At 70.1% G+C, this 15,455-nt stretch carries 13 protein-coding genes; 9 read left to right on the plus strand and 4 right to left on the minus strand.

Features of this window, described 5'->3' with window-relative positions; genetic code table 11:
- Nucleotides 1-2: 2 nt before the first annotated feature.
- Nucleotides 3-1,154: a glycosyltransferase family 4 protein gene (locus AB5J56_RS30695; RefSeq protein ID WP_369237166.1), complete on the minus strand. Its 1,152-nt coding sequence runs from the start codon at nt 1,152-1,154 to the stop codon at nt 3-5.
- A 226-nt stretch (nt 1,155-1,380) separates the two neighbouring features.
- Nucleotides 1,381-2,358, minus strand: a complete 978-nt coding sequence (locus AB5J56_RS30700) for a DUF3068 domain-containing protein (RefSeq protein WP_369237168.1) — start codon at nt 2,356-2,358, stop codon at nt 1,381-1,383.
- A gap of 270 nt (nt 2,359-2,628) precedes the next feature.
- Here AB5J56_RS30700 and AB5J56_RS30705 point away from each other — a divergent pair, with 270 nt between their 5' ends.
- Nucleotides 2,629-2,781, plus strand: coding sequence for a hypothetical protein (locus tag AB5J56_RS30705; protein WP_369237170.1), 153 nt, complete (start codon nt 2,629-2,631; stop codon nt 2,779-2,781).
- Between the two features lie 2 nt (nt 2,782-2,783).
- Entirely contained in the window at nt 2,784-4,025 is a 1,242-nt protein-coding gene (locus AB5J56_RS30710; protein ID WP_369237172.1) for a PucR family transcriptional regulator, read from the plus strand.
- A 19-nt stretch (nt 4,026-4,044) separates the two neighbouring features.
- Here the strand turns inward: AB5J56_RS30710 and AB5J56_RS30715 are convergent, their stop codons facing one another.
- Nucleotides 4,045-4,776: a hypothetical protein gene (locus AB5J56_RS30715; RefSeq protein ID WP_369237174.1), complete on the minus strand. Its 732-nt coding sequence runs from the start codon at nt 4,774-4,776 to the stop codon at nt 4,045-4,047.
- Between the two features lie 206 nt (nt 4,777-4,982).
- On the opposite strand from AB5J56_RS30715, the gene AB5J56_RS30720 reads away from it, so the two are divergent.
- The 7 genes from AB5J56_RS30720 to AB5J56_RS30750 all read left to right on the plus strand — a co-directional run bounded on the left by AB5J56_RS30720 (nt 4,983) and on the right by AB5J56_RS30750 (nt 12,420).
- Complete coding sequence (locus AB5J56_RS30720) at nt 4,983-5,756, plus strand: IclR family transcriptional regulator (RefSeq protein WP_369237176.1); 774 nt, start codon at nt 4,983-4,985, stop codon at nt 5,754-5,756.
- Complete coding sequence (locus AB5J56_RS30725; protein WP_369237178.1) at nt 5,753-6,592, plus strand: SMP-30/gluconolactonase/LRE family protein; 840 nt, start codon at nt 5,753-5,755, stop codon at nt 6,590-6,592. The genes AB5J56_RS30720 and AB5J56_RS30725 overlap by 4 nt, the downstream gene beginning before the upstream one ends.
- Before the next feature lie 163 nt (nt 6,593-6,755).
- Nucleotides 6,756-8,105 carry an extracellular solute-binding protein gene (locus AB5J56_RS30730; RefSeq protein WP_369237180.1) on the plus strand — a complete coding sequence of 450 codons (1,350 nt, stop codon included), beginning with the start codon at nt 6,756-6,758 and terminating at the stop codon, nt 8,103-8,105.
- On the plus strand, nt 8,102-9,040 hold the full coding sequence (locus AB5J56_RS30735; RefSeq protein ID WP_369237182.1) for a carbohydrate ABC transporter permease: 939 nt from the start codon (nt 8,102-8,104) through the stop codon (nt 9,038-9,040). Before AB5J56_RS30730 ends, AB5J56_RS30735 begins: the two co-directional genes overlap by 4 nt.
- Complete coding sequence (locus AB5J56_RS30740; RefSeq protein WP_369237184.1) at nt 9,037-9,897, plus strand: carbohydrate ABC transporter permease; 861 nt, start codon at nt 9,037-9,039, stop codon at nt 9,895-9,897. Before AB5J56_RS30735 ends, AB5J56_RS30740 begins: the two co-directional genes overlap by 4 nt.
- 21 nt (nt 9,898-9,918) lie before the next feature.
- Nucleotides 9,919-10,881, plus strand: coding sequence for an arabinan endo-1,5-alpha-L-arabinosidase (locus AB5J56_RS30745; RefSeq protein WP_369237186.1), 963 nt, complete (start codon nt 9,919-9,921; stop codon nt 10,879-10,881).
- Nucleotides 10,882-10,902: 21 nt separating this feature from the next.
- Complete coding sequence (locus AB5J56_RS30750; protein WP_369237188.1) at nt 10,903-12,420, plus strand: alpha-N-arabinofuranosidase; 1,518 nt, start codon at nt 10,903-10,905, stop codon at nt 12,418-12,420.
- Here the strand turns inward: AB5J56_RS30750 and AB5J56_RS30755 are convergent.
- Entirely contained in the window at nt 12,417-15,401 is a 2,985-nt protein-coding gene (locus tag AB5J56_RS30755) for a beta-galactosidase (RefSeq protein ID WP_369237190.1), read from the minus strand. The genes AB5J56_RS30750 and AB5J56_RS30755 overlap by 4 nt on opposite strands.
- Nucleotides 15,402-15,455 lie beyond the last annotated feature (54 nt).

Consider the following 15,455-nt stretch of genomic DNA (forward strand, 5'->3'; position numbering starts at 1 on the left):
TGTCACCCCCGCCAGGACGTGACCGCCTCTGCGGCCACCGTCCTGAACTGGCGGACCGTGTGGTTCCAGCGGTACTGGGCGGCGCGGTCGCGGGCCGCCTTGCCCATGAGTCCGCGGCGGTGGGCGGAGAGGGCGAGGGTGCACCAGGCGGCGGCGAAGGAGGACTCGCCGCGGGCCAGCACGCCCGTCTCGCCGTCCTCCACGGAGTCCCGCAGCCCTGGTACGTCGAAGGCGATCGCCGGGGTCTGGCGCGCCGCGGCCTCGGTGACGACCAGGCCCCAGCCCTCGACCGCGGAGGGGTGCAGAAGCAGCCAGGCCGCGCACAGCAGCCGGTGCTTCTCGGTCTCGGAGACGTGGCCGGCGAACTCCACGCCGGGACCCGCGAGCCGGGAGAGACGTTCCTGCTCGGGGCCGTCGCCGACGATCACCAGCCGGCCGCCCGTCACGGGGCGCACCCGCTCCCAGAGCCGCAGGAGGAGATCGATCCGTTTGTACTCGACGAGCCGGCCCATCGCCAGGAACAGCGGTTCCGGCGAGCGCGGGGCCTGCGGACCCGGCTCCTCGACCCCGTTGTGCACGACCCGGATGCGCTCGCGCTCGACCCCGATCGCGCTCAGGGCGTGAGCCGTCGACGGGGAGACGGCGACCATGAGATTGTCGCGCTGCGCACCCGCGAGCGCCCAGTGCTCAAGTCTTCGGCCGAGCCGGGCCGCGGGCGCCAGCGGCCCGCCGAACCGCATCCGCCACAGGTCGGTGTGGACGTGGTTGACCAGGCACAGCGTCGGCCCGTGGTGCCACAGCGGCGCCAGGTACGGCATGCCGTTGCACACCTCGACCAGCAGGTCGCAGTCGCCCACCTGCCGGTGGAACGCCGAACGGGCGCGCAGAAAGTGGCCGTAGTCGCCGCCGGCGGAGACGACCCGGTAGTCGCGGTAGGCCGCGGGCCCGCCGCACAGCAGGGTGACCTGGTGGCCGAGCTGGGTCAGCCCGTCGGCCAGCCGGTCGACGAGGAGTTCGGACCCGCCCGCGGCCGGATTGCCGAGGTCGCGGTGGGCCAGGAAGACGATACGGCGCGGGTGCGGGGGGAGCGCCGGAGGGTACTGCGCGGAGCGCGGGAACGCTTCGCGCAGCTGGGAAGGCACGTGCTGGGGCATGTGTGCTCCAACTCGTCTCAGGGTGCGGAACTCAGCGTGGGGGGTAGGACACGGTGCGGATCGGGGTGGGACGCGCGGTGCGGGTTTCTGTGGGGGGTCTGAGTCGTGCTTGGGTGAGGGATGTGGACCGGTTGTGCTCGGGTGGGTTGGACAGTTTTCGCCCAGCCGTTCGCCACGGCTACTCACCGAAGTGACAATTTCCGCGGTTATTAGAACTGACGTCACATCACATCGTGAGCGGAGCGGGGGGCATCCCGGACGTATCGGGGCGCCGCCGTCCTCGTGCCACCAAAACGCCCCCCACCGCCACAAGGACGAATCCCGCCACAGCGGCACCGATCGGCAACGTCTGCCCCACCATGCGCAGTTGACCGCTCTCCTTCTTCGCCTGCTTGACCTGGTCCTTCTGCGTCGCGGTCGTGAAGCCCAGCTTCTCGCTGTCCAGGAGCACGGCGGCGTCCTTCTTCGAGCCGGGGGCGCGCAGCGTCTTGCGGGGGCCGACCTGGGCGTAGATCACCCGGCCGGTGCGCTGGTCGACGACGAGTTCGACGAGGTGGTTGGAGTACCACTCCTCGGCGAGGACCTGGCTGCGCTGCGGCTGGTCCACGATCGCGCCCGGGACCAGGCGTGTTCCGGTCCGGGTGGCGGGCACGGTGCCGGTGAAGCGGTAACCCTCGTATCCCTGGATCTTTTTGGTGCCCCGGTAGTGCAGAGTGACCGTCGCGCCAAGGGAGTTGTCCCACCAGCGGTACGAGCGTTTGTGCACGTCGAAGGGGAACTTCAGGTAGGCGTCGCCCTCGAAGTACGGCTTCTCGTGGCAGCAGTGCACCGGTTCGTTGGTCGTGCGGTCGGTGACCCAGCGGCCCGGCATGAACTCCAGGGCGTCGTGCGGGTCGTCGGCGGGCAGCGACTTGTCGGTGTCGACGGTGGTCGTCACGTCCCAGACCGCGTTCCCGCTCTTCTCGCTGTCGGCGACGTCGCCGCGGACCCGTTGGGTGACGGTGATGTGCTGGTCGGGCACGGTCTTGACCTGGTCGACGTCGAAGACGCTGCCCGTGCCGGTGTAGATCGCGGTGGTGTCGATGTCGACGGGGTTCACGGCGGCGCGCGGCTGTACGTACCACGCAAGCAGCGGGGCCAGTACGAGGAGGAATGTCCCGAGGCCCAGCAGGATCAGTGAGAGGGGTGAGGCGGTTCTGCGCATCCGGGCACTCCAGGGGCGTGAGGGGCTCGACTCACCGGGAGTTACGGATGGATACGGGTGTATACGGGTGGGTCGACACCGTGGGAGGAAATGCACGTGCGGTATGCGGCGGGAACCGTAGGCGCACCCTTGACGGGGTGTCAATGCATTGTCGAGACTGGCCACTGCCGGGCCCGTGGTCCGGCATCGGGTGGGAACCGCGCGGCCGAGGGACACGGCCGCGTTGAGCGCCGGGATGGGGACGACCTCCGACAGAGAGGCTCACCCGCCATGTCCAGACTGCTCGCCGCCGCACTGACCATGGCGGCCGCCGCCGCACTCGCCGTAGGAGCCGCGCTCGGCATCGTCGCGCTGCTCGACGCGACCCCGGACCAGCCGAACACGCCGCTGATCACCTACCAGAATGCCGGCCAGGAGCGCTGACCGTGATCCCTCGCCCGGGAACCGTCGCGAACGGCTCGGCCTGGCGTGACGTGCCCCGACTCCAGGTACGCCGGTTCGCGGCGCTCGCGATGGAGGAGGCGCCGGCGCTCGCGGAGGAGATCCTGCGCGAGATCCGCCGCGAGTACCCGCATCTGCCCGTCGTGCTCGACGACTCCGGCGAGCCCATGGCGCTGATCGGTATCCGCCGGGCCATCGAGGTCTTCGTGCAGCACCTGGAGAGCGCCGAGGGCCGCCCGCGCGTGCACCCCGAGGTCTTCCAGGAGTTCGGCCGCGGCGAGGGCCTGCACGGCCGCAGCCTCGACTCCCTCCAGGCCATCTACCGGCTCGGCGTCCGCCTCGCCTGGCGCCGCTTCGCCGAGATCGGGCAGAGGGTCGAAATCCCGCCACCGGCGATGTACGAACTCGTCGACGCCGGATACGAGTACCTGGACGGCCTCGTCGACCAGTCCGTGCGCGGCTACGCGGAGGCCGCGGCCCGCCAGGCGGGCGAGCGGCTGCGGCTGCAGCGCCGCCTCATGGAGATGCTGCTCGCCGAGCACCACCGCGGTGACTCCGCCGAGGCGCTCGTCGAGCGGGCCGCCCGCATCGGCTGGCCGCTGCCCAAGAAGGTCGCCGTCGGCGTGCTGCTGCGCCCCGCACGCGAGGCCGTCGCGCCCGCCGTCGGGCAGGGTGTGCTCCTCGACATGGAGTACGAGCAGCCGCGCATGGTCGTGCCCGAGCCGGACGCCGCCGGGCGCCCGGAGCTGCTGCACCGCGCCCTCGCGGGCTGGTCGGGCGCCGTCGGGCCCCCGGTGCCGCTGGCCGACGCGGCGAAGTCGCTGCGCTGGGCGGAGGCCGCCGTACGGCTGATGGAGCGGCGGCTGCTGCCCGCCGGCGAGGTCCTGCACTGCACGGAGCACACCGAGGCCCTGGTCCTCCTCCAGCCCGAGGAACTCATCGACGACCTCGCGTTACGGTGCCTGGCCCCCCTCGAACACTGCGGCCCCACCCACGGCCGCCGCCTCGCCGAGACCCTGCTCGCATGGCTGGAAACACGCGGCGGCGCCCCCGAGGTCGCCGCCCGCCTCGGCGTCCACCCGCAGACCGTCCGCTACCGCCTGCGGCAGATCCGCGAACTCTGGGGCGACGAGATAGACGACCCGGACCGCCGTTTCGAGCTGGAGCTGGTGCTGCGGGCCCAGCGGCTGCGCGGGGAGCTGGGGGATCCGAGGGCGCGCCGCTGACGCCTCCGGCGGCGCGGCGTCAGGACAGCGCGGTCCACGCCTGGTCGACCAGCCCGGCGACCCGGCGCGGCACATGACCCACGTCACCGGACACCTGGCGGATCTGCACGGTCAGGCCGTCGCCGGTGCGCTGGCAGGAGATGACGCTCACGCTGTCGGAAGCCGGGGTGCCGCCCGAGTTCGTGGGGGCGTTGTAGATCACGCAGTCCACTTTCCCGAAGCTGGTCATCTCGTTCTGGGGCTTCACCAGGCCCACGTGAGCGGGGTCCTCGTAGGCCACGAACGGCCGTGGGGAGCGGGCGCGGACGGCCGTCAGCTGGAATTGGTTCTCGAACTTGGCGTCGGCGAAGCCCTGGACGACGGCGGGGGCACCGCCGTACGCCGTGGACAGCAGACCGCTGCTGCGCCGGTCCGCCGTGACGTACACCTCCGCGTTCTTCTCCGCCTTCTCCTTGTCCTCGTCCGCGCCCAGGCCCTTCATGGCGGTGTCCTGGTGCATGAAGTCGCCGAGCTTCTCCGGCGCGGAGAGGGCCGCCGTCGACCCGCCGGTCAGGGAGCCCTGCCCGCCGGTCGCGGGGGTGTCGTCCCTGGTCAGCAGCCAGGGAACGCCGATCATCGCCGCGCCGAGGAGCAGGCCCGCGAGGCCCACCGGCACCGGCCGGGCGTACCACGCGGTTCTTGGCGGGCCCGGCACGGGCGGGGCGGCGGGAGGCATAGGCGGGGGCGGGAACGCGCCGGGCGGCTCCGTCATGGTTTGTCACCCTGGCCTTCCCCCGCGGCGGATGTGTGTGGGGCTTTTCCCGCCCGTACGACTCCGGAAACGCCGGGGCCCCACAAGGGACCTCCGACCCGCCCATTGCCCGCTCCAGCCCACTATGACTAGCCTGTGTTCGTCATGCCGATCGTCTGTTGAAATTTCGAACACAGGCGCTGAGATACATAGAGAGGGGGCCGGTTGTGGGCCGCCTAGTACCTGCCGTGACCCGGGCTCTCGACATACTCGAACTCTTCCTGGACGGGGACGGGACACTCTCCGCCCCCGACATCGTGCGCAAGCTGCAGCTGCCGCGCACCACCGTGCACGAACTGGTGACCACGCTGGCCGCCCGCTCGTACATCGTCCAGGTGCCCGGCCAGCCGGGACGTTACCGGCTCGGTGTGCGCCCGTACCAGCTCGGCAGCCGCTACGCCGAGCAGCTGGACCTCGCCGCCGAGGGCCAGCAGGTCGCCCGCTCGGTCGCGGAGACCTGCGACGAGACCGTCCATGTGGCGATCCTCGAAGGCACCGATGTCATCTACATCGCGAAGGTGGACTCCACGCACGCCGTGCGCATGGTGTCCGCCGCCGGGCGCCGGCTGCCCGCCCACTGCACCTCCGTCGGCAAGATGCTGCTCGCCTCGCTCTCCGAGCCGGAGCTGACCGCGCGCATCCCCGACAACGCGGAGCTGGTCGCGATGACGCCCAACAGCATCACCGAGCCGGGCGCCCTGCGCGAGGCCCTCACCGAGATCCGCGCCCGCGGCATCGCCGTGGAGAGCCGTGAGTCCAACCCGGACGTCAGCTGTGTCGCCGCCCCGGTGCGCGACCGCACGGGCCGGGTCGTCGCCGCGCTCTCCATCTCCGTGCCGATGATCCGCTGGAGCGACGACCGCCGTATCGAGCTGGAGCAGCTCGCCGTGAAGGGCGCCGCCGAGCTGTCGGAGCGGCTCGGCCACCGGAGCGTGGCGTGACGCCGATCGAGGTCGCCGTCCATGCGGAGGCGGCGCTGGGTGAGGGGCCGACCTGGGACACCGCCGAGCAGCGGCTCATCTGGGTCGACATCCTCGGCTCCCGGGTGCACACCTACGACCCCGCCTCCGGGCGCCGCACGGTCATGGTCACCGAGCAGCACGTGGGTGCGGCGAAGCCGCGGGCCGGCGGCGGGCTGGTGGTCAACCTCCGTGACGGGGTCGGGCTCTACGGCCCCGAGGGCTTCCGGTGGCTGCACCGCGAGGTCGTCCCCGGACGCCGGGCCAACGACGCGGCCGTCGCACCCGACGGCACGCTGTGGGCGGGCACCATGCGCTACGACGAGGCGCCGGGCGGCGGCACGCTGTCGCGCTTCGCGCCCGACGGCACGGTCGGGGTCGTCCTCGACGACGTGGCGGTGAGCAACGGCACGGGCTGGAGCCCGGACGGACGGCTGATGTACTACGTCGACTCGCCGACCCGACGGATCGACGTCTTCGACGTGGATGAGGACCAACTGCCCGTCAACAGGCGGACGTTGGCGACCGCGGAAGAGGGCTTTCCCGACGGGCTCACCGTCGACGCCGACGGCTGCGTCTGGGTGGCCCTATGGGACGGCGGCGCGGTCCGCCGCTACACGCCGTCCGGCGAGCTGGACCGGGTGGTCGAACTGCCGGTCCCGCGTCCCACGGCCTGTGCCTTCGGCGGCGCCGATCTGACCGATCTGTACATCACCACGGCCCGTACGGGGTTGGAGGCGCCGCACCCGATGTCGGGCTCGGTGCTGGTGTTCCCCGGCGCCGGAAAGGGCCTGCCGCAGCCCGCGTTCGCCGGTTAGCGATTCCTGGGCAGTTTGCCCCGCAATGCTCGAGGCCCCCGTCCGGTCGCTGGACGGGGGCCGTCGATTTTTGCGCAACCCATTGACGGGAAAGCGCTTCCTATCTACGGTCCCGTTCGAAGTTACGAGCATCTATCGAAATCTCGAACAGTAAGGGCAGGGCATGGGACAACCTGGCCTGAACCGTAGGCAACTCCTGGCCGGAATCGGCGGGTTGACGGTCGCCGGCAGCTTCGGCTTCGCCGCGCTCGGCACCGGAGCGGACGCACTGGCGTCCAGCGCGAGCACTCGGGTCCGCTACTGGAACCTCTTCAGTGGCGGCGACGGCGCCAACATGATCGCGATGCTGGACTCCTTCCGCAAGGAGCATCCCGACATCGCGGTGAAGGACTCCACGCTCCAGTGGGGCAACCCCTTCTACACCAAGCTCGCCATGGCCGCCGCGGGCGATCGCGCCCCCGAACTCGGCGTCATGCACATGGGCCGCGTCACCGGCTTCTCGCCGGGCCGCCTCCTGGACCCCTGGGACGTGAACCTGCTCGCCAAGTACGGCGTGCGGGAAGCGGACTTCAACCCCGCGCTGTGGAAGCGCGGCGTGATCGACGGCAAGCTCTACGCCCTGCCGCTCGACATCCACGTCCAGCTCTGCTTCTACCGCAAGGACGTGCTGAAGAAGGCGGACCTGCTCGGCGACGACGGCAGGATCGTGCCCGTCACCTCCACCACCGAGTGGTTCGACGTCCTGAAGAAGGCCAAGGCGGTCCAGAAGAAGGGCCTGCAGACCATCGGCCTGTGGACCAACGACCAGAACTTCCAGTGGTGGTTCTTCGTCGCCTTCTACACCCAGCTCGGCGGCCAGTGGTTCAACGACTCCAACACAGAGGTCCTCTTCGACGCCGACAAGGCCACCCAGGTCCTGGAGTTCCTCCGGCAGCACGTCACCGACGGCTACGTCATCCCCGGTGCCCCCACCGGCGAGCAGTTCATCAACGGCGCCCCCTTCACCTGGGAGGGCAACTGGTCCGTGCCGGTCTTCTCCGGCGCCAAGCTGGACTACGGCGCGACCCCGCTGCCGGCCGTCTTCGGCAAGCAGGCCACCCACGCCGAGTCGCATGCCTTCGTCCTGCCCCACCAGGCCGGCCGCGGCGGCGCCACCAACGACGGCGCCCACCAGCTCGCCGCCTACGTCGTCCAGCACGCCCAGCAGTGGGCGGCCGGCGGCCACATCCCCGCGTACACGCCGACGCTGTCCACGGCCGCGTACAAGAAGCTCACCCCGCAGAACGAGTACGCGAGCGCCATGGACCACCAGGCCACCGAGCCGAAGGTGTGGTTCGCGGGCTCCACCGGCGTCCTCGCCCAGGACCTCGGCCCGGTCGTCGTCTCCTCGACGATGGGCTCCGCCAAGCCGGCCGCGGTCGCGCAGACGATGAAGAAGCACCTCACCAAGCTCCTCGCCTCGAAGAACCCGATGGACGGCAAGACCGCCGCGCAGGGAGGTGCGGTCGCATGACGACCAGCGCTCAGACCGTCATCGCACCGGCGCGCGCCAGAACCGCGACCGCCACCGCGACCGTCCGCCGCAAGCAGGGTTTCCAGCACGGGGGTTGGTTCGTCGCCCCCTTCCTGGGCCTGTTCGCCGTATTCGTGATCTGGCCGCTGCTGCGCGGCCTCTACCTCAGCTTCACGGACGCCAACATCTCCGGTGCGGGCGCGAGCTTCATCGGCCTCGACAACTACCGCGAGGCCCTGCACGACTCCGCGATGTGGGACGCGCTCGGCCACAGCGCCTACTTCACGCTGCTCGTCGTGCCGTGCATCACCGTGCTCGCCTTCCTGCTCGCGATGCTCGCCCACCACATCGAGCGCGGCAAATGGCTGTGGCGGCTGTGCTTCTTCGCCCCGTTCCTGCTGCCCTCGACCGTCGCGGGCAACATGTGGCAGTGGCTGTTCACCCAGGGAATCGGCCTGTTCAACGAGACCTTCGGGCTCCAGACGCCCTGGCTGACCGACAAGTCGTACGCGATGCTCGCCATCGTCATCACCACCCTGTGGTGGACGGTCGGCTTCAGCTTCCTGCTCTACCTCGCGGCCCTCCAGGGCATCCCCGACCACCTGTACGAGGCCGCCAAGCTGGACGGCGCCAACGCCTGGCACCGCATGGTCCACATCACGCTGCCCATGCTCCGCAACATCACCGGCCTGGTGATCGCGCTCCAGGTGCTCGCCTCGCTCCAGCTCTTCGACCAGGCCGTCGTGATGATGGACTTCAGCCCGGGACCGGAGCTCAGCACCCGCTCGTTCGTGCAGTACACCCTCGAACAGGGTTTCACCAGCTACCGCGTGGGCTACGCCTCCGCGATGTCCATCATCTTCTTCGTGATCATCGCAGTCGTCGCCCTGGCGCGGATGTGGCTGCTGCGCAACCGTGAGGAGGGCGGCCGATGACCACCGCCACTGTCATCCGTACCAAGTCCCGCAAGCCCTGGACGCCCAGTCAGATCGTTCTGACATTGATCGGCGTCGCCGTCTCCGCCGTCTTCGTGGCGCCGATCGCCGCGGCCCTGTTCACCTCGCTCAAGTCCGAGACCGAGGCCTCCGAGATCCCACCGCACTGGCTGCCCGAGGTCTGGACGGTCCAGGCGTGGAAGTCGCTGTGGCAGACCGGCAACGTCTCCAACTGGTTCGTCAACTCCCTGGTCGTCTCGGTGTGCGTGACGACCATCGTGCTGGCGGTCAGCGCGCTGGCCGGATATGGCTTCGCCCGCACCGAGTTCCGGGGCAAGAGCGTCCTGATGGGCGTCGTGATGGCAGGCCTGATGATCTCCCCGGCGGTCCTCGGGGTGCCGCTGTTCACCACGGTGCAGCAGATGGGGATGGTCGACACCTACTGGGGCATGATCCTGCCGCAGTGCGCGCCCGCCGCGATGGTCTACATCCTCTACAAGTTCTTCCAGGGCATCCCGCGCGAACTGGAGGAGGCCGCGTTCATCGACGGCGCCGGCCGCTGGCGCGTCTTCTTCACCATCGTGGTCCCGCTCGCCCGCCCGTCCCTCTCCGCGGTCGGCATCTTCACCTTCATCGCGTCCTGGAACAACTTCCTGTGGCCGTACATGGTGACCAACAACCCCGACCTGATGACCATGCCGAACGGCATCGCGACCGTCATGAACTCCTACGGCATCCAGTGGGCCCAGCTCATGGCCGGCGGCCTGATGGCGGGCCTCCCGCTGATCGTCGTCTTCGTCTTCTTCCAGCGCCAGATCGTGGCGGGTGTCGCGCACACCGGCCTCGCGGGCCAGTAACCCCGGTCAGGAGAAACAGACGTGAAGCGCCTCAGACTCGCGGCCGTCCTCGCCGCCGCCCTCCTCGCCTTCCTGCCCGCCACCGCGCAGGCGGCCGACTACCCCGACCCGCTCCCGCTCACCGGCCAGGAGATCATCCACGACCCGACCGTCGCCCATCTCAAGAACGGCCGGTACGTGGCCTATTCGACCGGCGGGATCATCGGCGCCCGCCTGTCGAAGGACATGAAGCACTGGGACGACTCGGGCAACGCCTTCGCCGAGCCGCCGAGTTGGTGGTACGAGTACAACTCCACCGGTGACCCCTGGGCCCCCGACCTCTCCTTCCGCGACGGCAAGTACTGGCTGTACTACGCCGTCTCCTCCTGGGGCACCAACCACTCCGCGATCGGCGTCGCCACCTCCAAGTCCGGTCTGCCCGGCACCTGGACGGACCACGGCAAGGTCTTCACCTCCGAGACGACCGACACCTGGAACGCCATCGATCCCGGCGTCATCAAGGCCGACGGCAAACTGTGGATGGCCTTCGGCTCCTACTGGACCGGTATCCGCATGGTCGAACTGGACCCGAAGACCGGCAAGTCCGTCCCGGGCGCCACGGCCTGGCACCTGGCGACCCGCCCCGACGCGCCGTACGCCGTCGAAGGCCCGTACGTCGTCAAGCACGGCCGCTACTACTACCTCTTCGCCTCCTACGACGCCTGCTGCTCCGGCGTGAACTCCACGTACAAGATCAGGGTCGGTCGCTCCACATCGGTCACGGGTCCGTACGTCGACAGCACCGGCACCCCGATGCTGGAGGGCGGCGGCGACCTCCTCCTCGCCGGCCACGGCAGGTACGTGGGCACGGGCGGACAGTCCGTTTTCCGTGACCACGGCAAGGACTGGCTGGCCTACCACTACTACGACGCAGACGACAACGGCACACCCAAGCTGGGCCTGAACAGGCTCGGTTGGGTGCATGACTGGCCTGTTGTCAAGTAACTCCGTTTTTGAAAGGTCCCCATGAGTACCACCACCGCCCGTTTCTCCCTCGACCCCGCCTTCACCGTCGGCGAGGTCAACCCCCGTCTCTTCGGATCCTTCGTCGAACACCTCGGCCGCTGTGTCTACACCGGCATCTTCGAGCCGGGCCACCCCACCGCGGACGAGGCGGGCCTCCGCCAGGACGTGCTGGACCTGGTCCGGGAGCTCGGCGTCACCGCCATCCGCTATCCCGGCGGCAACTTCGTCTCCGGCTACAAGTGGGAGGATTCGGTGGGCCCGGCGGACGAGCGCCCCCGCCGCCTGGACCTGGCCTGGCGTTCCACCGAGACCAACCGCTTCGGCCTCTCCGAGTACATCGCCTTCCTCAAGAAGGTCGGCCCGCAGGCCGAGCCGATGATGGCGGTGAACCTCGGCACGCGCGGGGTCGCCGAGGCGCTGGAACTCCAGGAGTACTCCAACCACCCTTCCGGCACGGCCCTTTCGGACCTGCGCGCCGCGCACGGCGACAAGGACCCGTTCGGCATCAAGCTGTGGTGCCTCGGCAACGAGATGGACGGCCCCTGGCAGACCGGCCACAAGACCGCCGAGGAGTACGGCCGGATCGCCGCCGAGACGGCCCGCGCGATGCGCCAGATCGACCCGTCCGTCGAACTGGTCGCCTGCGGGTCCTCCGGCCAGTCGATGGAGACCTTCGCCCAGTGGGAGGCGACGGTCCTCACGGAGACGTACGACCTCATCGACTACATCTCTCTGCACGCCTACTACGAGCCGATCGACGGTGACCTGGACTCCTTCCTCGCCTCCGCCGTCGACATGGAGTCGTTCATCGAGAACGTCGTCGCGACCTGCGACCACGTGGGTGCGAAGCTGAAGTCGAAGAAGAAGATCAACCTCTCCTTCGACGAGTGGAACGTCTGGTACCTCTCGAAGTGGCAAGCGATCGAGAACTCCCCCTCGCGGGACTGGGCGGAGGCCCCCCGTCTGCTGGAGGACAACTACTCGCTGACCGACGCCGTCGTCTTCGGCTCGCTGCTCATCGCGCTGCTGCGGCACGCGGACCGGGTGACGGTCGCCTGTCTCGCCCAGCTCGTCAACGTCATCGCGCCGATCATGACCGAGCCGGGCGGCCCGGCGTGGAAGCAGACGACGTTCTTCCCGTTCGCGCAGGCCGCGAAGTACGGGCAGGGGCAGGTTCTCGACGTCCGCGTCGACTCCCCGACGTACGAGACGAAGAAGTACGGCGAGGCGGACCTGCTGCACGCCACCGCCGTGCGCGCCGAGGACGGCACGGTCACGGTCTTCGCGGTCAACCGCAGCCGGACCGAGTCGCTGCCGCTCGAAGTGGCCCTGAACGGGCTGGAGTTGACGTCGGTGGTCGAGCACAGCGCGCTCGCCGACGCGGACCCCGACGCCCGGAACACCCTCGCCGAGCCCGAGCGGGTCACCCCGCACGCGGTCGAGGGGGCCGGCGTCCAGGACGGTCGGCTGACCGCCGTCCTGGAGCCGCTGTCCTGGAACGTGATCCGGCTGGCCTAGTGCGTGGCCGCGCGGCCGGGCGAGTCGACCGGTGTCACCGGCACTCCTCCGGCCGCGCTGCCCAGCAGGGTCAGCCGCACGTCACCCGGGCCCGCGGGTGTGGTCCCGTCGGACAGGACCGCTAGGGCGAGTGTGTTGGCGCCACGTGTGCGGAGGATCCCGTTCGGCAGGACGAAGGTGTGCTGCGGGCCCACATCGTTGATGTACTGGCCCATGTTCCAGCCGTTCAGGAAGATCTGGACGCGGTAGGCACGGGCCGGATCGTCGGTCAGGGTGAGCCCGATCGAGGCGTCCACCCCGGGGGTCACGGAGAGCCGGAACCCGGTCCGGTACCAGGTCACGCCCTGCCGCCGGTCCGCCCGCGGGAGGTCGACGAGCGGCCAGCCGCGGTCCGCGAACCCCGGCAGATGCCAGCCCTCGCGCTCCCCGTACAGCCCGCCGTTGTTCATCACCCCGCGCACCGGATCCGGCGCCGCCTCGCCCTGGAGCCGCCAACTCACCTTCGGGGAAGCACCCTTGAAGGCCACCGCCGTCAGGCCGCGGGCCACCTTGTGGGTGCCGAGCGCCTTGCCGTCCTGGTCGTGCTGCATGCGCCGGACGAGGACGGACAGCACATGCGGGCCGTGCGTGCGCTGCTTCTCCGGCACCGACCAGGTGGCGGTCGCCGCCCAACTGCCCTGCCGCACCGTCGCGTTGTCCGGCACCGGCATACGGTGGGTGCCCAGCGGCTTCCCGTCCAGCCAGGCCATCAGCAGGCCCTGCGTGCCGGTGCTGTAGGAGAGCGACACCGACTCCGTGTCGGTCGTGTCGGTGAAGCGGCCCCGGTACCAGACGTCGCCGTAGTGGAAGCCGTAGTCGTCCGCGAACAGCACGGGCTGACCGTCGGGCACGGGGGTCGTGCTGTACGACGAAGTCAGGTCGGCCTTCCGCCACTTGCCGTCATCGAAGTCGGGCTCGGACTCGGGGTTCTCCGTGCGCCGCCGCCAGCCGCCGAGCGCGGGCAGCTTCACGGGGCCGACGCCGGGCAGCAGTTGTTCGATGCGCAGGCTCCCGGCGGTGGTGGGGAGCATGCGCAAAGTGCCCCGGTTCCACACCACTTCACCCATGCCGCGCGGCCCCCACACCTCCAGGCCCGTCTCCTGGATCGTGTCACCGGTGAGATGGGCCGTGGCCCCGCGCAGCGCGGCGCTGCGCAGCAGCGCCGGGCCGTACACGAGGAGGTTGCCCGACGGGGTCTCGTAGGGCCACAGCCGTACGGAGGTCGCCTCGTCGGCGAGGAGGAGCAGCAGTGGCGTGTCGATGCCGTCGCCCTCGACCAGCAGCCGGGTCAGCCCGCCGACGCCGAGCGTGGCCGACACGTACAGCAGGCCGCGATCCCACAGCCAGCCGGCCTGGGGATCCAGCCGGGTGACCGTCGGCTCGGTGGGGCACTCCAGGACGATCAGTGCCCGCTCGCCGCGCCGCCCGGTGAACACGGCGATGTCCTGCCGGCCGACGGCGAACGACAGCATGGGCTGCACGTTGGAGTAGCTCAACTTCCGCTTCCCCAGGGCGAGTCCGGCGGCCAGCAGCCGGGCGTCGCGCGCCGGGACCGTCACGGGTACCCGGGTTCCGGCGGCGGGGAAGTCCGAAGTGACCTCCTCCGTACTGTCGTTGCGCAGTACGTAGACATGGGAGCCGGTGTCCGGGTTGGCCAGGTGGTACACCTTGATCCGGTCGTCCCCGGCCTTCACCGCGCCCGCCCGCTCCAGCTTGGCGAAGTCCGGCACGTGCCGCAGCAGATGACCGAGCTGGTGCATCGGCTGCAGCTTCGCGGTGGCGCCCCGCCCTTCGTCGAAGGCCGCCCCGTAGTCGTACGACGTGTAGACGACCGGCGCGGGCAGCCAGCCCCACGACGTGCCGCCGAAGGTCATGTAGACGTTGTGCAGCGTGATGCCGTTGGCGAGGTTGGTCAGATAGAACCGCCGCTCGTACGCCGCGTCACGCGTCCGGCGCGACTCGGCGTACCCCTTGCCCTTGAACCAGCCGCCGCCCCACGGGTCGAACCAGCCGCCGCCGAACTCGGGCACGAACCCGGGCGTCCGCGGGCTGGCCGTGGCGCCGCCCTGCCCGCCGCCGGTCCCGAAGTGCCCCCAGTCGGGCGGATTCCCGGACGGCGACGGATAGCCGTCGAAGCCGTAGAGCCAACGCCCGTTCTCCCCACCGGTGTCGAAGGAGCCGGGCACCCAATAGCCGTTCCTGCCCTTGTCGTTGTGGAACAGCGGCACGTCGATGCCGTCGGCGCGCACCTTCTTGTAGAGGTGGGACATGTAGGCGCGGCCGGTGGGCTCGGTGACGTGGGCGTCGTACTCGTTCTCGATCTGGTAGAGCAGGACCGTGCCGCGGCCCTTGGTGTAGAGGTGCTGCGCGACGATCCGGTTCACGGCGCTCAACCACTGGTCGACGTAGTGCAGATACGTCGGGTCGGCGGTCCGAGCCGTCCCCTTGGTCACCGTCATCCAGCCCGGGAAGCCACCGCCGTCGACCTCGGCGTTGATGTACGGGCCGGGGCGCAGGATCACGTACAGGCCGGTCTCCGCGGCCATGCGCAGGAACAGGTCCAGGTCACGGACACCGGTGAAGTCGTAATGGCCGGGCGCGGGGGAGTGGTAGTTCCAGGCCACATAGATGCTCACCGCGTTGTAGCCGTGCGCGCGCATCTTCTGCAGCACGTCCCGCCACAGGGACGGGCTCGGCAGCCGGAACGGGTGCAGCTCGCCCGACCACACGACCAGCCGCTTGCCGTCGACCAGCAGCGAGTACCGGTCGAAGCCGACCGTGTGCCCCCGCCCGTCGGCGCTCGGCGGCTCCGGCGCGGGGCCCGTCGGCACGGAACGCGCCGCGTGAGCCGAGGGCGCCTCCGCCCCGGCGCTGCCGCTCAGCGCGAGACCGAGGGCGGTCGTACCGGCGAAGGCTCCGAAGGAACGTCTGCTGAGCGCCAAAGAAGCCTCCTGGGCGAAAAACCTGCGTGGTGCGGGTAGTACGGGTTGTTCAGG

Source organism: Streptomyces sp. R21 (genome assembly GCF_041051975.1).
GTDB lineage: Bacteria > Actinomycetota > Actinomycetes > Streptomycetales > Streptomycetaceae > Streptomyces.

Excerpts from the sequence above, each read along its gene's own strand:
- AB5J56_RS30700 (WP_369237168.1), bottom strand. The coding sequence starts at position 2,358 with ATGCGCAGAACCGCCTCACCCCTCTCACTGATCCTGCTGGGCCTCGGG.
- AB5J56_RS30705 (WP_369237170.1), top strand. The coding sequence starts at position 2,629 with ATGTCCAGACTGCTCGCCGCCGCACTGACCATGGCGGCCGCCGCCGCA.
- AB5J56_RS30735 (WP_369237182.1), top strand. The coding sequence starts at position 8,102 with ATGACGACCAGCGCTCAGACCGTCATCGCACCGGCGCGCGCCAGAACC.
- AB5J56_RS30715 (WP_369237174.1), bottom strand. The coding sequence starts at position 4,776 with ATGACGGAGCCGCCCGGCGCGTTCCCGCCCCCGCCTATGCCTCCCGCC.
- AB5J56_RS30750 (WP_369237188.1), top strand. The coding sequence starts at position 10,903 with ATGAGTACCACCACCGCCCGTTTCTCCCTCGACCCCGCCTTCACCGTC.
- AB5J56_RS30730 (WP_369237180.1), top strand. The coding sequence starts at position 6,756 with ATGGGACAACCTGGCCTGAACCGTAGGCAACTCCTGGCCGGAATCGGC.
- AB5J56_RS30740 (WP_369237184.1), top strand. The coding sequence starts at position 9,037 with ATGACCACCGCCACTGTCATCCGTACCAAGTCCCGCAAGCCCTGGACG.
- AB5J56_RS30695 (WP_369237166.1), bottom strand. The coding sequence starts at position 1,154 with ATGCCCCAGCACGTGCCTTCCCAGCTGCGCGAAGCGTTCCCGCGCTCC.